This window comes from Brachyspira pilosicoli (genome assembly GCF_036997485.1).
GTDB classification, from domain to species: Bacteria; Spirochaetota; Brachyspiria; order Brachyspirales; family Brachyspiraceae; genus Brachyspira; species Brachyspira pilosicoli_C.
The window spans coordinates 402955-419414 of sequence record NZ_JAWLPU010000003.1 but is presented as its reverse complement, the minus strand read 5'-3'; the positions used below and the strand labels follow the sequence as shown (position 1 = coordinate 419414).

Here is a 16460-nt window from a genome sequence, read left to right as displayed (position 1 = left end):
TTAATTATTAATTTATACACTCTCTACCCTACTTATAAAGTTATATCATCAATTTTTTTAAGTTCAGCATCAGTTAAATTATTTTTATTAATTATTTTTAAATTTTCTACTATTTGACTAGATTTTGAAGCTCCTATTAAAACGCTTGTAATATCCTCATCTTTTAAAACCCACCTCAAAGCCATCTGTGCTAAAGTATCTCCTCTCTCTTTAGCTAAATCATTAAGTTCTTTTATCTGTCTTAATCTATCTCTTGTAATAGCATCTTTCTTTAAATATCTTCCGTCTGCTGCCATTCTGCTGTCATTAGGTATGCCGTCAATATATTTATCTGTAAGCAACCCCTGAGCAAGCGGACTATAAGCTATTATACCTTTTGATAATTTTTGGGATTTTAATTTAAGACCATTATTTTCTATGGTTCTATCGAATATAGAATATCTGTTTTGATTAATTATAAAAGGCACATTAGCATAAGTTAATATTTTAGCAGCTCTCTCCATAGTAGCTCCATCATAATTAGAAAGCCCAACATATAAAGCCTTACCGCTCTTTACTATCCTAGTTAATGCCTCCATAGTCTCTTCAAGAGGAGTTTCACTATCCATTCTATGATGATAAAATATATCTACATACTCAATATTTAATCTTTTTAAGCTTTGATTAATGCTCGCTATTAAATATTTTTTACTCCCCCAATCTCCATAAGGTCCGTCCCACATATCATATCCTGCTTTAGTGCTTATAATAATTTCATCTCTATATTTATTAAAACCATCATTTAAAATTTTTCCCATATTAATTTCAGCAGCTCCATACGGAGGACCATAATTATTGGCTAAATCAAAATGTGTTATACCATTATCAAAAGCAGTATTTATAATATCTTTCATGTTATTATAATCACAATTCTCACCAAAATTATGCCATAAACCAAGAGATATTATAGGTAATTTTAAACCGCTTTTTCCGCACCTGTTAAAAATCATATTATCATATCTATTCATAATTTAACAACTCCTCATCTGCTATTTTAATATATTTTAAAAAATTGTAAATTAAAATAATTAATAACATATTTTTACTATTTTACCGAAAATGTAAATGTTATCTTTTACAATAATAACTATTTTATGATTTATATATATAATATTTGGAGGTTAGAAATAAATGTTCAAAAAGATAATTACTTTTATTATCATTGTATTTACTATTGGATGTAAAACTGTAGAAACTACAATAGATAATAATACAGAAACTAAAAAAGAAGAAAATAAAAATATTGATGAGAATGTAGAAGAAATATCAAAAAAAAATGAGCCTAAAACAGAAATATTAGAATATGGAGCAGATTCTGAAATACAATCTATAAATATAAATGGTAAAAAATATTATATATTAAATGATAATAATATAGAAAACATGGCAGAAAATGAAGTAAAAAAATCCTCATTAGTAGCGCCTTTAAAAATTACAGAAGAAACTATAAAAGGAAATAATGGTATAGTAATAAAATACTATGATGTACAAGTATTTTTGGAAGAGAAAAAGAGAATTGGCAATGCAAAAGTAGGACTATTTGAGCCTCAAAATAGAGCATGGACTATAGGAGAAGATAAAGATAGAAGTAAGAATGATATAACATTAAAATTAAATAATTCTACTGTAAGTATTACAATAAAAAGAGGAAGTATATCGCTTAGATACTATTAATAATAATGCTATCATATTTAATAATTATAGCTTTTATAAAAATATTATAAAATTAGGTAATTATATAACAATAGTTCATATTTTTACAATCTACTATAAATATATGAACTATAAATAAAATACTTGCATAAAATCAATTTAATTAATATAATAAAAAAGATGTTTTTAAATTTTTAGAGGTTAATGTGTTCAAGAAGTTATCGCAAATAATAAAGAATATTTTTAAAGAAAATAGTCTAATACTTAAATTTTTAATACCATATATAACTTTTATTATACTAATATGTATCGCTATATATTTTATTTATGCTCCGCAATATAGAAATACATACATGACAAACAGCCAAGATAATACAATAAAATTAAAAAATATATTAGAAAACAATGTAGAAAACTTAATAGTTGAAATTAATGTACTTTCTGCATATTTAGAAAAAGAAGACAATAATGATAAAGCTCTGGAAGTATTTCAAAATGTATTAAAAAACAATAATTATTTAGTTAATATATTTTATTCTGATATTATACCTTACAATGAAGGCGGTTTTTATATAAATGCTAATAACGAACCATTAGGAAATTATAACCCCACATCGACACAATGGTTCAAAGACGTTATGACAAACAATAAGATTATAACTGCTACACCATATATGAAAAACAATAAAACTATAGCATCTTTCGCAAAAGCAGTGTATAAAAATAATAGAGTATATGGAGTTTTATGGTTTGATATAGATTTTGAAAAATTTATACAAGCTACAATAAACGAAAACAAAAAATATGGATATAATATATATATAATCAATGATGCAGGACTATATTTGTTTAGCCCTGATAAAAATAGCATATTAAAAAATAATATATTCTCAAACCCTAACTTTACAGAAAATAAAAATAACATATTAAATAATAATACTTTCACATCTATTAATACAAAGTTCACACATGTATCATCAAAAATAAAAGATACAAATTGGATATTCGTATCTGATATATCTAAAAGAGAACTTAATGCAATGTTCTACAAGCTTTACATACTAATTGTAGTAGTATTTATACTTCTTATAGGAATAGAGGCTGTACTTGTAATTTTAATAGCTAAACCTTTATCTACTACATTAAACAGCACTGTAAAAATAATAGAAACAATGTCTGATTGTAATTTTGATATAAAATTTAATGAAAAAGAATTAAATAAAAAAGATCAGGCTGGTGAATTAGTAAGAGCATTAAATAAAATGCAAAAAACTTTAGGTAAAGTAATATATAATCTAACTAATTCTATAAATGAAATTAATAATTCAGTTAATTCCATAACAACTGCTAGTGTTAATTTATCTGACAGAGCTAATTCACAGGCAAGTGCATTAGAAGAATTAGCAAGTTCCATACAATCTGTATCAGATTCACTAAAAGAAACAGCGAGCAGTGCTGGTAATGCTAAAAGAATGAGTGAAGAAGTATTTGAATCTACAAAAAGAGGGGTTGATGCTGTAGAGGATACTTCACATAACATGGAAGATATAGCAGAGTCTAGTAAAAAGGTTTCTGATATAACTAAAATAATTGAATCAATAGCTTTACAAACTAATATATTGGCATTGAATGCATCTGTAGAAGCTGCGCGTGCTGGAGAGCAAGGTAAGGGGTTTGCGGTTGTTGCTAATGAGGTTAGAACTTTGGCAAATAATGTAGCTAATGCTGCTAAAGATATATCTGATATAATTAATGATACTGTTAGAAAAATTGAACTTGGAAGCACTTCAGTAAAAGCTTCATCATATATATTAAACCAAATAGAAAAATCTGTTAATGAAGTATCAAATTTGCTTGTTGGTATATCTAATGCTATTACAAATGAGGAAGAAAGTATATCACAAATAAACTCTGCAGTAGCGGAGCTTAATAATATAACTCAAGAAACTTCGGCTATAGCTGAACAGGGTGCTATAAACAGCAATAATGCTTTAGATAAAGCTCAAAATATTGTTGTAGAAGTTTCACAATTTAAATTTTGAGTTATAAATTAATAAAAGAGGAAATATGATACTCACTTTGCTTTTTTCATTGGTAGGCGGTTTTGGGCTTTTTATGTATGGACTTAAAGTGTTTTCTGACGGCCTTCAGGAAAGTACTGAAAACACTTTAAAAGAAATACTTCATAAAGTTACTCAAAATAAAATATTAGGTATAGCTCTTGGTTTTTCAATTACTGCTATAGTACAGTCAAGCAGTGCTGTTACTGTAATGGCGGTTAGTTTTGTTAATGCAAACATATTAACTTTATCTCAAGCTATCAATATTATATTAGGTGCTAATATTGGTACTACTGTTACGGGTTGGATAATTTCATTAGATATAGATATTTTAGCTTTACCTTCTTTGGGTATAGGAGCTATTATAGTAATATTTGCAAGCCAAAGCAGGAAGATAAAATTCTTCGGTGAAATATTAATGGGCTTTGGTATGATATTCTATGGACTTATCTTAATGAAAATGGCTTTTGAGGGCGTAAGAGATTCTGAAAATTTTAAAAACTTGTTTTTAATGGCAAACGCTTACACCCTTCAAGGAAGATTTATTTGCGTATTAATAGGAACTGTTGTAACAGCTATAATACAATCAAGCAGTGCTGCTTTGGGTGTTACTATTTCGCTTGCTACTGTTGGTTTGATTGACTACCCTACTGCTGTTGCTTTGATACTTGGTCAAAACATTGGTACTACTATAACTGCTGTACTTGCTACAATAGGTGCTTCTATTAATGCTAAAAGAGCTGCTTTAGTGCATTGTTTATTCAACATATTCGGCGTATTTTATATGTTCTTCCTATTCCCATACTATCTTAAACTTGTTGATTTTATAGTTGGATTTATGGTATCAGGAGGACCTGATTTAATTGTTAATGATAATTATGTTAATATATCTTTCTATATAGCTGCAGCTCACACCATTTTTAATATAGTAAACGTTATAGTATTTTTCTTTCTCACAGACAAATTAGAATATATTGTTTGCTTCATTATTAAAGATAAAGACGGAGAAAAACATATTAGTTTATTATCTGACAGACTTTTGCATATGCCTATTTCTGCTGAGATAGAAGTAAGAAAAGAAGTTGCATATATGGGAGAAATTGCTCAAAAGATGTTGTCAAGAATAGAGCAGCTATTTGAAAATCCAAGTGAAAAACTTCTTAATAAAATCCGAGACCATGAAAAAATGCTCGATAACACAGATAATGAGATACATACATTCTTACTTAAACTTCTTGGAAAAAGCACCCTAAATTCTGCTGATATAGCCTCTTTAATTAATATTAGTACATACTACGAAAATTTAGGCGATAATTTAAAAGATTTAGGGAAGGCTATTATTAAAGGAAATGAGAAAAAAACTTTATTTAATGAAATACAGAGAAAAGATATACTTCAAATGCTTCATAACAATAAAGAATTTATAGATTATTTATCAACTCTCATACTTAACAATTATTCTATAAACAAAGAAAAAACTTATGAAGAAGCGATGGAAAAATATCATCAAATAAAAGATTTCTACTATGAAGCAAGACAAAGGCATTATGATAATGTTGATAAATCTTTAATACCAGCATTAAACGCTCATTTATATGGTGATGTGCTTGTTTATTTTAACCGCTCTATTTCAAATTTGGTTAATATAGTAGAGGCTATTACTGGAAAAGATAAATAATAAAATTACAGCTTAAAAAATATTATTTAAAAGGACAATCTATATAATGGTCATTAATAATACCTATAGCCTCTAAATAGCTGTATATTATAATGCTCCCTACAAACTTAAAGCCTCTTTTTATTAAATCTTTGCTTACTGTTTTTGAAAGTTCATTTTCTGCAGGAAGTGCATCATCATAATTTAGTTTATTATACACAACTTCATTATTTGTAAAACGCCATATATATTTATCGAAGCTTCCAAACTCTTTTTGAACTTCTATAAATTTCTTGGCATTTATTATCATAGCATCTATTTTTCTTTTGTTTCTAATAATAGCTTTATTTTCTAAAAGAGATGCAATTTTTTTTTCATCGTAATTAGATATTTTTTTATAATCGAAATTGTCAAAAGCTTCTCTCATAGCTTCTCTTTTATTTAAAACGCATCTCCAACTTAAACCAGCCTGCATATTCTCAAGTATAAGCATTTCAAATAATTTTATTTCATCATGACAAACCTTACACCATTCATCATTATGATATTTTATTTCTATATCGGTTTTAGCCCATTTGCATATTTTTTTCATTTTATAATCCAGTTTGTATAACACTAAAAATTTAATTTTTATGTTTTATTGATTTCGGGTACTAGTCCCCGCCCCCCTACTTCTTTTGTTGCCACAAAGAAGCAAAAAGGCTGCATTTTTTAACTAAAATTTGGGTATTATCTTATATTCAATATATATTCTATTAAAACATAATTAAATTTTTATATTTATAAAAAACTAAAAATTGTAAAAAACTATCTCTTTCACTTATTCTATATTTATATCACATTCATAATAATCTGTTTTTATATTATAATTCCCATTATCTAATTTTAATTCATAACTATCCTTATCCCCAAAAATATTAACTATCTCCTCTTTGTTTTTATGTATTATGCAATATTTTTTTATATCTCTAATATTTAAATAATATTCGTTTTCGTATTTGCTTATTTCTATGTTCTTATAAATATAGCTTTTTTCAGTATTCTCCTCTCCCCTACTTAAAAGCGGAGTTAGTATAGAAAAATAATTAAAGCTATCAATAATACCATTTTTTATTTTAATAGAAGCCTTATTAATAGATTTCTCAAACATATCAGAGTCTTCTATATTCTCCATTACAAATAAATCAAACCTCAAACTATTAACTCTATTTTGAATATTAATATCGTTTTCAAGTAATGATAAAAACTCTTTTGACACTTCTAAGCCGCTTACATATCTTATAATATCTTCTTCATATTTCTGAACATTATTATTATTCATAGCTTAAAACTTTCCTTTAATTGATTTTTTATCTTTTTTATAATCTTTGTAACAGCATTAACCGTAATATCAAAAAGTTTAGATAAAAACTCATAGCTAACAGTAATTTTAATAGACTGCAATTTTTTTATTCTCTGTTGTTTTTTGCTAGCCAAATGTATAGTAAAAATTCCTTTTCTATTATTTTCTGCTATCTGTAAATTAATATTTGCTATAGAATCTTGAAGTTTTATTATATCATTATATTTATGTATATAAGTAGCTCTTGCTTTTTCAATAATAGAATATGCCTCTTCATAAGAAATGTTAAAATAATTCATTAATGGTTTTGATACAAGATTTATAAACAACTCTAAATTATGCATAAAAAATGTTAGAGAATCTCTCTCATTAAAATTACTCTCTATATAATCAAACATCTTCAAACTAATACTTTCTATATCATCAGTATTATCTATATAATCATTTAAAGAATAAGTTTTTGTATCATATAATACATCATGTAAAGTATAAGCCTCTCTATTACAAAGCGGTGCATCTATAGAAATCTCTTCTACATTACTATATTTATCTTTTCTTTTTTTATAATCGACATAATTTAAATAACTATTTCTTAGTGTATAAGTAAACCAAGTAATAAACTTCACTTCGGTTTCATTATATTTTAGTATAATATTTTCTATTCTCTCCATATAGTAGCAATAAAAATCTAAAGCACTTTCATGATTAATACCAAAAGCCTTTCTCGGATAATTATAAATGTATCTCGATAAATGTTCATTAATCTCTTTTAATGTAATTGCACTTTTAGTGGATTTATAAACTGATATACTTTTTTTTATATACTCATCATCAATAAGAAACATTTTAGTTTTTAATCCTCTGTCTCAAGTAAAACATTATAAAACTTCTCTCGCATTTTCTCATCTTCTATATTAGATTCTTTTATAGTTTCATCTGCCCATCTTTTATGCTCTTCAGTAATAGTTTTTTTTATATAGTTTTTTTTAATATTATTTTCAAAATTATTATTATTAATATCATCTATCCTTGTAATAAGATTATAAACTACAATGTTAGTTTCATTTTTTATATTATTGAATATTTTTATTTTATTCATAGCGATCTCATTAGCCCATACACTATCTATAACATTAACAGTTAAAATACCATTTCTAAAAAATGAAGGGTAACATATTTTAGATAAAACATCCCCCATAATTATATTCCACTTATTTGCAATTTTTAAATATGAATATAAATTACTATTTTTCTTATTTGAATATTCATTTAATATATCTATAATCTCTTTCATATTATTGATTGGTAGTATTTACTATATTATTAGTATTATTAACAGTATTAGTTGAATATATATTATTCGTAACAACTTGATTTGTATTTTCTATAGGCTCTATTGAATTAACTTCTGTATCCTCATTATGAGCAGTTTCTACAGTATTAACAACTTTAATATCTTCGTTTGTATATCCTAAATAATTTTTAACTCGGTTTATAGACTCAGCCACATTTCTATAAGTTTTATCTATGCTATAAACCTCTTCATAAATCTTTAAAGCAGACACATAATTTTTATCTCTTTCATAAGTAGCTGCTAAATTAATCATATACACAACATTATTAGTACTATATATATTAGCCTTCAAAAAAGCCGCCTCAGCCAATTTATAATCTTCAGTATAAAGATACAATAATCCTAAGAAATTATTCATATAAGCATCATCGGGATTTAATATAAGAGAATGTCTTACTGGGCCAATAGCCTCATTAGTTTTCCCCAATTTATATAAAGCATACCCCTTTTGAAAATAAAGTTTATGAGAAAATCTATTAACTACAATACCATCTCTTGCTACTCTAAGCATATTGCTGTAATCTTTCATATACATATATGAATTAGCAAGCATTTCATAATATTCAATTTTTAGTATCGGTGTAGTTTTAATCTCATATTCTAATAGCTCTGCAGCTTTCTTATAATTTTTAGCTTGATAAAATCTATATGCATTATTAATGTTAGAAGTGTCATAGGTAAAACTTAAGCTAAAAAAAACTAAAAATAAAATAAATATTTTAATTTTCATCTTTTCTAAAACTTTGCAACCTAAAATCATTAATCATAGCAGAAGCATAAGCTATAGTGGCATTATAAATATCTTCTTTGTTTTTTCCTTTAAAGAAAGAATATACTCTCGGAGATTGAGAGCTAAGAGATTCCGGTAATATAATATTATTGTCAAAGCTATTTTTTAAAACCATCATTTTAATAGCATTCATCTTATCAATAAAAGAATGTAATAAAAAACCAGCCTCTTTCAATATGAATTGTTCAAATCTGCTAGAGTTATCCCCTTTATCTAAAGCATACACATAATCGCTAAACATTTCAGGAATGCCCCTCTCTCCTATAGGAGTAACAAACCTTTGAAATTTGTTATCATAATCTTTTAAAGCAGTTTCTACTATATAATCGCTAGCAGGTCCGCTTGAAAAATACCTTACAACAGAAAAACATTCATATAACTCTTTAAAAGCACCATATAAATGCTGAAGTTCATAATCAGCTTTTTCATGCAATTTTGCTTCCGGATATTTTTCTACGGCATTTCTAAATTTCTCTATCATATTATCAACTTTCTTCATGAAAGAGTTTTCTTTTGCCTTCTCTTCTTCAGCTTTTTTTCTCTGAGCATCTTCTTCTTTTTGCATTAAAGTTTTTTTAATATCTTCTAATATTTTAATTTCCAATAATAAAAAACTAGACAAATCCTGCCTATTTTCTAAAGCTTCTCTATACCTATTATTAAAAGAATCAACATTATATATTCTAGCACCATACTTTTCAGCTCCCTCAGCATAATCTTTTCTAATTTTAGCTAAAGTTGCATTAATTTCTTTATCACTTAAACCAGGCATACCACGCCCCCTAAAATTTAATTATAAATAATTCATATATTATACTATATTTAAAAAATAAATAAACAACAAAAGGAAATTATTTTTCTATCATAATATTAAGTATTTCAACATCCGTAGCTTTCATGCCATCTTTAGCCATTCTGCCTATACTGTCAATAGTAGCCTCCACATCATCTTTTACAAGCCCGTCCCCAGATTTAAACACTTTTCCATCTCTCGCCATATTAAAAGCAAGTATTCCGCAATCAATAGCCTCAGCAATCTTTGAAGCGCAAGAAGATTTAGCACCATCGCAAACCATTCCGCCTATAGTACATAAAGCATTAATTATAGTATCAGATATTTCTTTGTATGTAGCATCATGCAAATAAGCAATACCAGAAGCAGCGCCAGTAGCAGCGCATACAACCCCGCAAAAAGCCGATAATTTACCTATATGTTTCTTTTGTAAAATGGCTATTAAGTTTGATAAAACTAAAGCTCTGTATAATTTTTCTTCAGATACTTTTAAATGTGATGCATATTCTATTACAGGAATAGAAGCAGTAATCCCCTGATTGCCGCTTCCAGAATTAGTAACTACAGGCATAGCACAGCCTCCCATACGAGCATCAGAACCAGCAGAAGCATAAGCTTTAGCCTTGTTTCTTATATCATCTTCTCCATAATATTTTAATAATGTTTTTCCAATAGAAGCCCCATATTCATTACTCATACCTTCTTTGGATATAGCTGTATTCATATCTATTTGTCTTGATATTACATCTTTTATATCCTCAATTTTTACTTCATTAGCAAAAGCATATATATCTTTAACTGTTAGAGATTCTCTGTCTGTATTAGAATTTAAAGAGGAATTATCATCAGATTTAAAAATTTCTTTACCATCTTTAATTATTTTTGTAATATTAGTATGTCCATTTCTTATTTCGACTACCGCATTGGATTTTTTATTTTTAGCTTCTATGATAATATATAGGTTTTCAACATTTTCTATAAGCTCACATTTACAAAAATCTGTTTTGAGCAGCTTTTTTGTATTATCAATATCATCTTGTTTAATATCGCTTAACACCTCAAGATTTTTACTAGCATCTCCTCCAACTATTCCTAAAACAGCTGCAACATCAATTCCTTTTAAACCATTAGAATTGGGAACTGTAACCCCTTTAACATTTTTAATAATATTTCCGCTGCATTTCACTACAACCGACTCTGGCATATCGCCTAAGACCTCTCTTACCTTAGCCCCAGCAAAAGCTATTGCTATAGGCTCAGTACACCCTAAAGCAGGCACAAGCTCTTCTTTTAAAATGTTAATATAGTTATCATACAGATTTTTATCCATTATTTTATTCTCCAATTTTTTATACAACTATAAAGTATATATAGTTTTATATTAAAATCAATATGTTATTTATATTATTACTGTTTATAGTTATTAAATGTAAAAAATGTGATTTTATATTTACTTATTGTGATTTTTGTATATATTAGTAATTATAACCATTTTTTTATTTTTTAAGGAGGAAAGATGGAAAAAAAATTTAAACTTGGATTAGTGCCTAGGCTAATTATTGGAATTTTGCTTGGTATATTTTTTGGGCAGCAATTTATGCCGGAAGTAATACCAAGAATCATAGTAACTGCATCTGGTATATTTAGTTCTTATCTAAAATTTGTAATACCTTTGATGATAGTTTCTTATGTATCTATGGGTATAGCCGATTTAAAAGAAGGCTCGGGATTCTTATTGCTTGTAACATGTGCATTAGCTTATGGTTCAACACTGATTGCTGGTTCTGCATCATTTTTAGTTGCTTACAATTTATTTCCTAGTTTCATGAGTGCTGATGATATTCAGAGAATTGCTGATGCTGCTGGTAATTCTGTTGCTCCTTATTTATCTATAACGGTAACTCCTCTATTAGATACTTTGGCTGCTGTTTTATTTGCATTTATAATAGGGCTTGGAATATCTGCTATGAGGGGCAAAGAAATAGGAGATTATCTATATCATGTTTTCAAAGAATTATCTACTATTATTGATAAAGTTTTACGCGTATCTATAATTCCTTTACTTCCTCTTTATATTTGCGGTACTTTTGTTGATATGACAAGATCTGGAAAAACTTTTGTAATATTAGGAATATTATGGAAAGTATTCTTAGTAGTTATTATTATGCATTTAATATATCTTTTAATAGCTTTCTTAGTATCTGGCTCTATAGGAAAGAAAAATCCTTTTATGCTCATGAAAAACCAAATTGCAGGATATGCCACTGCTTTAGGTACACAATCTTCTGCTGCTACTATACCTGTTAATTTACAATGTGCTGAAAAAGATGGAATATCTGAACAAATAAGAAATTTCGTAGTACCTCTTTGTGCTAATATTCACATGGCAGGTTCTATGATTACAATTACAGCATGTGCCACAGCAGTATGTTTAATGAATAAAATACCTATTTCTTATACTACCGTATTGCCGTTTATTGCTATGCTTGGTATAGCTATGATAGCTTCTCCTGGTGCTCCTGGGGGTTCTATAATGACTGCTTTACCTTTCCTTTATATGGTAGGATTAGGTGCTCCAGATAGTCCTTTATGTGCTATAATGGTTGCTTTATACATCACTCAAGACTCATTTGGTACAGCTTGCAATGTATCTGGTGATAATGCTTTAGGTGTTATAGTGGATACAATATATAAAAAGAAAGTTGTAAAAGCTTAAATATATAACTAAAAAAATTATAGCCGTCTATTATTTTTAGGCGGCTTTTTTATTATCTTTTATTTAATTAACTATTATTTATTTAATGTTCTTTAATCTTCTTTGAAATCATATATAGAAGTTACTCCAAGAACTTTAGCTACCATATACGATATTATAGCGACTATCATAAGGGCAACAAAATTTGAAACGGAACTTGATATCTCTAATATTAATATGCATACCATTATAGGCGTTCTTGTAATACCAGACATCATAGAAGTAATACCTAAAACTATAAACAAATCTCCATACATAGCATATTCTGGAAAATAATGCACCAAAAAAATATCATACAAAGAACCTATAGAAGAGCCAAGAATAAAAGTAGGAAAAAATACTCCCCCCACAGCCCCAGATGTAGAACATACTGATGTATAAAAAAGCTTAACAAATATAAGAATAAATAACATATATATAGGAAATTTATCCATTACTATACTACCTATAAGCAAATCTCCGCTTCCTAATACATAAGGAAAAAACATTATCATAATACCCGCAGTTATAAAAGCAGGCACGGGACGAAGTATGTCATTTTTAATATTCTGATAAAATTTACTAAATGTATTCATAAGTATATTTTGAAAAGAAGCAAGAAGTCCGCATATTAAACCCAAAGGAAGTAAAGATATATAATGTCTTACTTCAAGTATTCTTGGCAAATTAAAATTAAGTATCATAGATTGACCTAAAATATGCTCTATTACAAGTATAGAAAATATTGAAGAGAGTGCTATACAAACAAAAACTATATGATTTTTATTTTCTTTAAGCTCTTCAAAAGAGAAAGCAATTCCTGTAAATGGTGCACTAAAAGTAGCTGTCATACCAGCACAAGCACCGGCTATTATAAGATATCTTCTATATTTAGATATATGAGTGTAAAAATGTTTATGATAAAAAAGCCCAACAAGTGTGCCTATATGCATAGAAGGACCAGCCCTACCGAGTGAAAGTCCGCTTGCAAAAGATATCATACTTCCAAAAAGTTTTAATATTATTTCAACAACAATATTTTTAGGTTCATTAAGAGATAGGTAATAATTTATTTGAGGAACTCCTGCACCTCTTATTTGAGGATAATGCCTTAATATAAGCCCTATAAGAGAACCAAGAGAAATTAAAACTATAAACATTATTATAGGATAATACCATTTGCTAAGAATAAAATTTGAAACATAAAAAACATTAATGCTTAGTCTATATAATATCATTCTATAAAAAGACACTATAAAACCAACTGTAGCACCTATAAACGATGAAAGTACATATAATTTGATATATTTAGCTTCAAAATTCGGTTTCATTTTATTATTTTTTTGATATTCTTATTTCATATCTTATTTTTTATTTGGAATTAAATTCTTTAAAGTCTTATATAAAGAAAATTAAACATTGAACCTAAAAGTTACAACATCACCCTCTTGCATAAGATACTGCTTTCCCTCAAGCCTAATAGCACCAGCCTCTTTAGCCTTAACAAAACTTCCAAGCTCCAAAAGTTTATCACAGTTAATAACCTCAGCACTAATAAATCCCCTCTCAAAATCACTGTGTATAACCCCAGCAGCCTCTGGAGCATAAGCACCTTCTCTCACAGTCCAAGCCCTTGTTTCATCTTCTCCAGAAGTAAGGAATGTTAAAAGCTTTAATAATTTATGTCCTGCTTTAGTTAATCTCTCTACTCCAGATTCTTTAACTCCTAAATCTGCTAAATAACTTAATCTCTCCTCTTCATCCAAATCCTGTAAGTCTGCTTCTATTTTAGCACTGAAAGGTATAAGCTCTATATTTCTTTCTTTGGCATAATTTTGAAGTGTTACATAATGAGAATTTTTTTCTGGGTTAGCTAATTCATTTTCTGATAAGTTAGCCCCTATCATCATGCTTTTTGATGTTAATAAAAATAATGGTTTTAATATATCTTTTTCTGAATCAGTTAAATCTAAACTAAATATTGGCTTAAAATTGTTTAACTCTGGAAGTATTTTTTCAAGCAATGCAATCTCTTCTTCTACTGCTTTTGCTTTGCTTCCTTTAGCAACCTTTTTTTGTCTTTCCATTCTTGCATTAAGCGTTTCAATGTCTGCAAGCATAAGCTCTGTTAATATAATGTCTAAATCTCTTAATGGATCAACTTCTCCTATATGAGTAATGTTTCCATCTTCAAATACTCTCACAACATGAAGCACAGCATTAACTTCTCTAATATGTGAAAGGAATTTGTTGCCAAGCCCCTCCCCTTTAGAAGCTCCCTTTACAAGTCCTGCTATATCAACAAATGTAGTAGTGTTATAAACTTTCTTTTTTGATTTAAAAAGATTTGCTAATTTATCTACTCTTTCATCTTTTATTATGGCAGTGGCTTCATTTTTATCTATAGTACAAAACGGATAATTAGCTGCCTCTGCATGAGCATTTGTTAGTGCATTAAAAAGTGTTGATTTTCCTACGTTTGGAAGTCCTACAATTCCTATAGATAAAGCCATATTATTATTTCCTTAAATTAATTTATTAAAAAAATTGAAAAACTGAATTATTTTCTATAGTATTATATATTAAAAAATATTAATAACAAGCATATAAAAGATTATAATTGTAGTAATTTTTATAAATTTTAAATTATAAAATATTTACTTATTAGAATAAAAAACATACATAAAATGTTTACATATAATAAATAACCATATTTTATCAATTTTATATTATTAAGTTTTATTTGAAATATATAAAATAAAGTGTATATTTTAGCTAAAAAATAGCCTTTTTGGTTCTTTGTGGCAACAAAAGAACTGGGGGTGTGGGGGCTAGTCCCCGCAAATAATAAAAACATAAAAATATACAAAATAAAAAATTCTTAATATATTTTTACAACTTATAATCAACAAAAAAATTAATAATACATCTATAATTTATTATAAAATTCATCTTATAAAATGTTTATTTATTAAAATAAAGGTATATAATTATGAAATGTTGATATTAAATTAAGGATAAACATATGATATACAATATGTGGTATGGAGTCTTAGACTCTAAAGAAGTAAAGAAAAATAAACCGCTCTTCGCTAAAAGATTAAATAAAAATCTAGTGTTCTGGAGAGATGAAAATAATAATATATGCTGTATAGAAGATAAATGCTGTCATAGGGGGGCTTCATTATCCTCTGGAAAAGTATGCGGAAACAATATAGCTTGTCCTTTTCATGGTTTTCAATTTAATAAAAACGGCAAAGTTGTAATGATTCCTGCTAATGGAAAAAATACTAAAGTTGATGAAAGATTTTTTGTTGAAAGCTATGAAGTGAGAGAGCTTTATGGCTTAATATGGTTATGGTATGGAGATAAAGATAAAATTAATGATAAAATAATGTTTCCAGATGATTTAAAAGATAAAAAGTTTTCTTATTCTACAATAAGAGATGAGTGGCATAATCATTATACAAGATGCATAGAAAATCAGCTCGATGTAGTTCATGTAGCCTTTGTTCATTATAATACAATAGGCAAAGGAAATAAAACAGTAGTTAATGGTCCATTAGTTGAACTAAATGAAGATACTAATACATTAAAGTTTTATGTAAATAATGTTATTGATAACGGACAAAAAGCATTAAGTGCTTCTGAAATGAAAAAAGAAGATTTTAAATATTTTTTATATTTTTATTTTCCTAATATTTGGCAAAATTACATATTTGAAAAGATGAGAGTATTTGCAGCATTTGCTCCTGTTGATGATGAAAACACTGTTGTTTATATTAGATTTTATCAAAAAGTTGTAAATATACCAATAATAAAAAATATAGTAAACTTTATAGGCAAAAAATTCTCAGCTTATGTATTAAAGCAAGATAAAGATGTAGTAAAAACTCAAAGCTCTAAGGAATCATATTTAGGAATGAAAGAAGAAAAACTAATAACAGGAGATATGCCTATAATAATTTATAGAAGCCATAGAGATAAACTAAAAAAATAAATATAACGCTATTTACATTCTATATAAAAAAAGGAGGG

At 27.3% G+C, this 16460-nt stretch carries 15 protein-coding genes; 5 read left to right on the top strand and 10 right to left on the bottom strand.

What is annotated here, in order from left to right; translation table 11 throughout:
• Positions 1 to 32: 32 nt before the first annotated feature.
• A complete protein-coding gene (locus R4I97_RS09805) occupies positions 33 to 1007 on the bottom strand; it encodes an aldo/keto reductase (RefSeq protein ID WP_335784859.1) in 975 nt (324 codons plus the stop codon).
• 163 nt (positions 1008 to 1170) lie between these two features.
• Here R4I97_RS09805 and R4I97_RS09800 point away from each other — a divergent pair, with 163 nt between their 5' ends.
• From R4I97_RS09800 to R4I97_RS09790, 3 genes are all read left to right on the top strand, one after another.
• Positions 1171 to 1713, top strand: a complete 543-nt coding sequence (locus R4I97_RS09800; RefSeq protein ID WP_335784858.1) for a hypothetical protein — start codon at positions 1171 to 1173, stop codon at positions 1711 to 1713.
• A 185-nt stretch (positions 1714 to 1898) separates the two neighbouring features.
• Complete coding sequence (locus R4I97_RS09795; protein ID WP_335784857.1) at positions 1899 to 3734, top strand: methyl-accepting chemotaxis protein; 1836 nt, start codon at positions 1899 to 1901, stop codon at positions 3732 to 3734.
• Between the two features lie 25 nt (positions 3735 to 3759).
• Positions 3760 to 5430: a Na/Pi cotransporter family protein gene (locus R4I97_RS09790; RefSeq protein WP_335784856.1), complete on the top strand. Its 1671-nt coding sequence runs from the start codon at positions 3760 to 3762 to the stop codon at positions 5428 to 5430.
• 22 nt (positions 5431 to 5452) lie between these two features.
• Here R4I97_RS09790 and R4I97_RS09785 read toward each other — a convergent pair whose 3' ends face one another.
• The 7 genes from R4I97_RS09785 to R4I97_RS09755 all read right to left on the bottom strand — a co-directional run bounded on the left by R4I97_RS09785 (position 5453) and on the right by R4I97_RS09755 (position 11018).
• Positions 5453 to 6001, bottom strand: a complete 549-nt coding sequence (locus tag R4I97_RS09785) for a DNA-3-methyladenine glycosylase I (protein WP_335784855.1) — start codon at positions 5999 to 6001, stop codon at positions 5453 to 5455.
• Positions 6002 to 6229: 228 nt separating this feature from the next.
• Entirely contained in the window at positions 6230 to 6730 is a 501-nt protein-coding gene (locus R4I97_RS09780; protein WP_335784854.1) for a hypothetical protein, read from the bottom strand.
• Positions 6727 to 7596 (bottom strand): RNA polymerase subunit sigma, encoded by an 870-nt coding sequence (locus tag R4I97_RS09775; protein ID WP_335784853.1) that lies wholly within the window; start codon positions 7594 to 7596, stop codon positions 6727 to 6729. Before R4I97_RS09775 ends, R4I97_RS09780 begins: the two co-directional genes overlap by 4 nt.
• Before the next feature lie 8 nt (positions 7597 to 7604).
• Entirely contained in the window at positions 7605 to 8045 is a 441-nt protein-coding gene (locus tag R4I97_RS09770; RefSeq protein ID WP_335784852.1) for a DUF721 domain-containing protein, read from the bottom strand.
• A gap of 1 nt (position 8046) precedes the next feature.
• Positions 8047 to 8865 carry a hypothetical protein gene (locus tag R4I97_RS09765; protein WP_335784851.1) on the bottom strand — a complete coding sequence of 273 codons (819 nt, stop codon included), beginning with the start codon at positions 8863 to 8865 and terminating at the stop codon, positions 8047 to 8049.
• Positions 8825 to 9667, bottom strand: a complete 843-nt coding sequence (locus R4I97_RS09760; RefSeq protein WP_335784850.1) for a hypothetical protein — start codon at positions 9665 to 9667, stop codon at positions 8825 to 8827. Before R4I97_RS09760 ends, R4I97_RS09765 begins: the two co-directional genes overlap by 41 nt.
• 79 nt (positions 9668 to 9746) lie before the next feature.
• Complete coding sequence (locus R4I97_RS09755; RefSeq protein WP_335784849.1) at positions 9747 to 11018, bottom strand: serine dehydratase subunit alpha family protein; 1272 nt, start codon at positions 11016 to 11018, stop codon at positions 9747 to 9749.
• A gap of 186 nt (positions 11019 to 11204) precedes the next feature.
• Here R4I97_RS09755 and R4I97_RS09750 point away from each other — a divergent pair, with 186 nt between their 5' ends.
• Complete coding sequence (locus R4I97_RS09750; RefSeq protein WP_335784848.1) at positions 11205 to 12404, top strand: dicarboxylate/amino acid:cation symporter; 1200 nt, start codon at positions 11205 to 11207, stop codon at positions 12402 to 12404.
• 92 nt (positions 12405 to 12496) lie between these two features.
• Here R4I97_RS09750 and R4I97_RS09745 read toward each other — a convergent pair whose 3' ends face one another.
• Together R4I97_RS09745 and ychF are read right to left on the bottom strand one after the other, a co-directional pair.
• The gene (locus R4I97_RS09745; RefSeq protein WP_335784847.1) at positions 12497 to 13753 is read right to left on the bottom strand and encodes a chloride channel protein; all 1257 of its coding nucleotides are present in this window, start codon (positions 13751 to 13753) and stop codon (positions 12497 to 12499) included.
• 81 nt (positions 13754 to 13834) lie between these two features.
• Positions 13835 to 14935 carry a redox-regulated ATPase YchF gene (gene ychF / locus R4I97_RS09740; RefSeq protein ID WP_157146442.1) on the bottom strand — a complete coding sequence of 367 codons (1101 nt, stop codon included), beginning with the start codon at positions 14933 to 14935 and terminating at the stop codon, positions 13835 to 13837.
• A 512-nt stretch (positions 14936 to 15447) separates the two neighbouring features.
• Here ychF and R4I97_RS09735 point away from each other — a divergent pair.
• The gene (locus R4I97_RS09735) at positions 15448 to 16422 is read left to right on the top strand and encodes an aromatic ring-hydroxylating dioxygenase subunit alpha (RefSeq protein WP_335784846.1); all 975 of its coding nucleotides are present in this window, start codon (positions 15448 to 15450) and stop codon (positions 16420 to 16422) included.
• Positions 16423 to 16460: the final 38 nt, after the last annotated feature.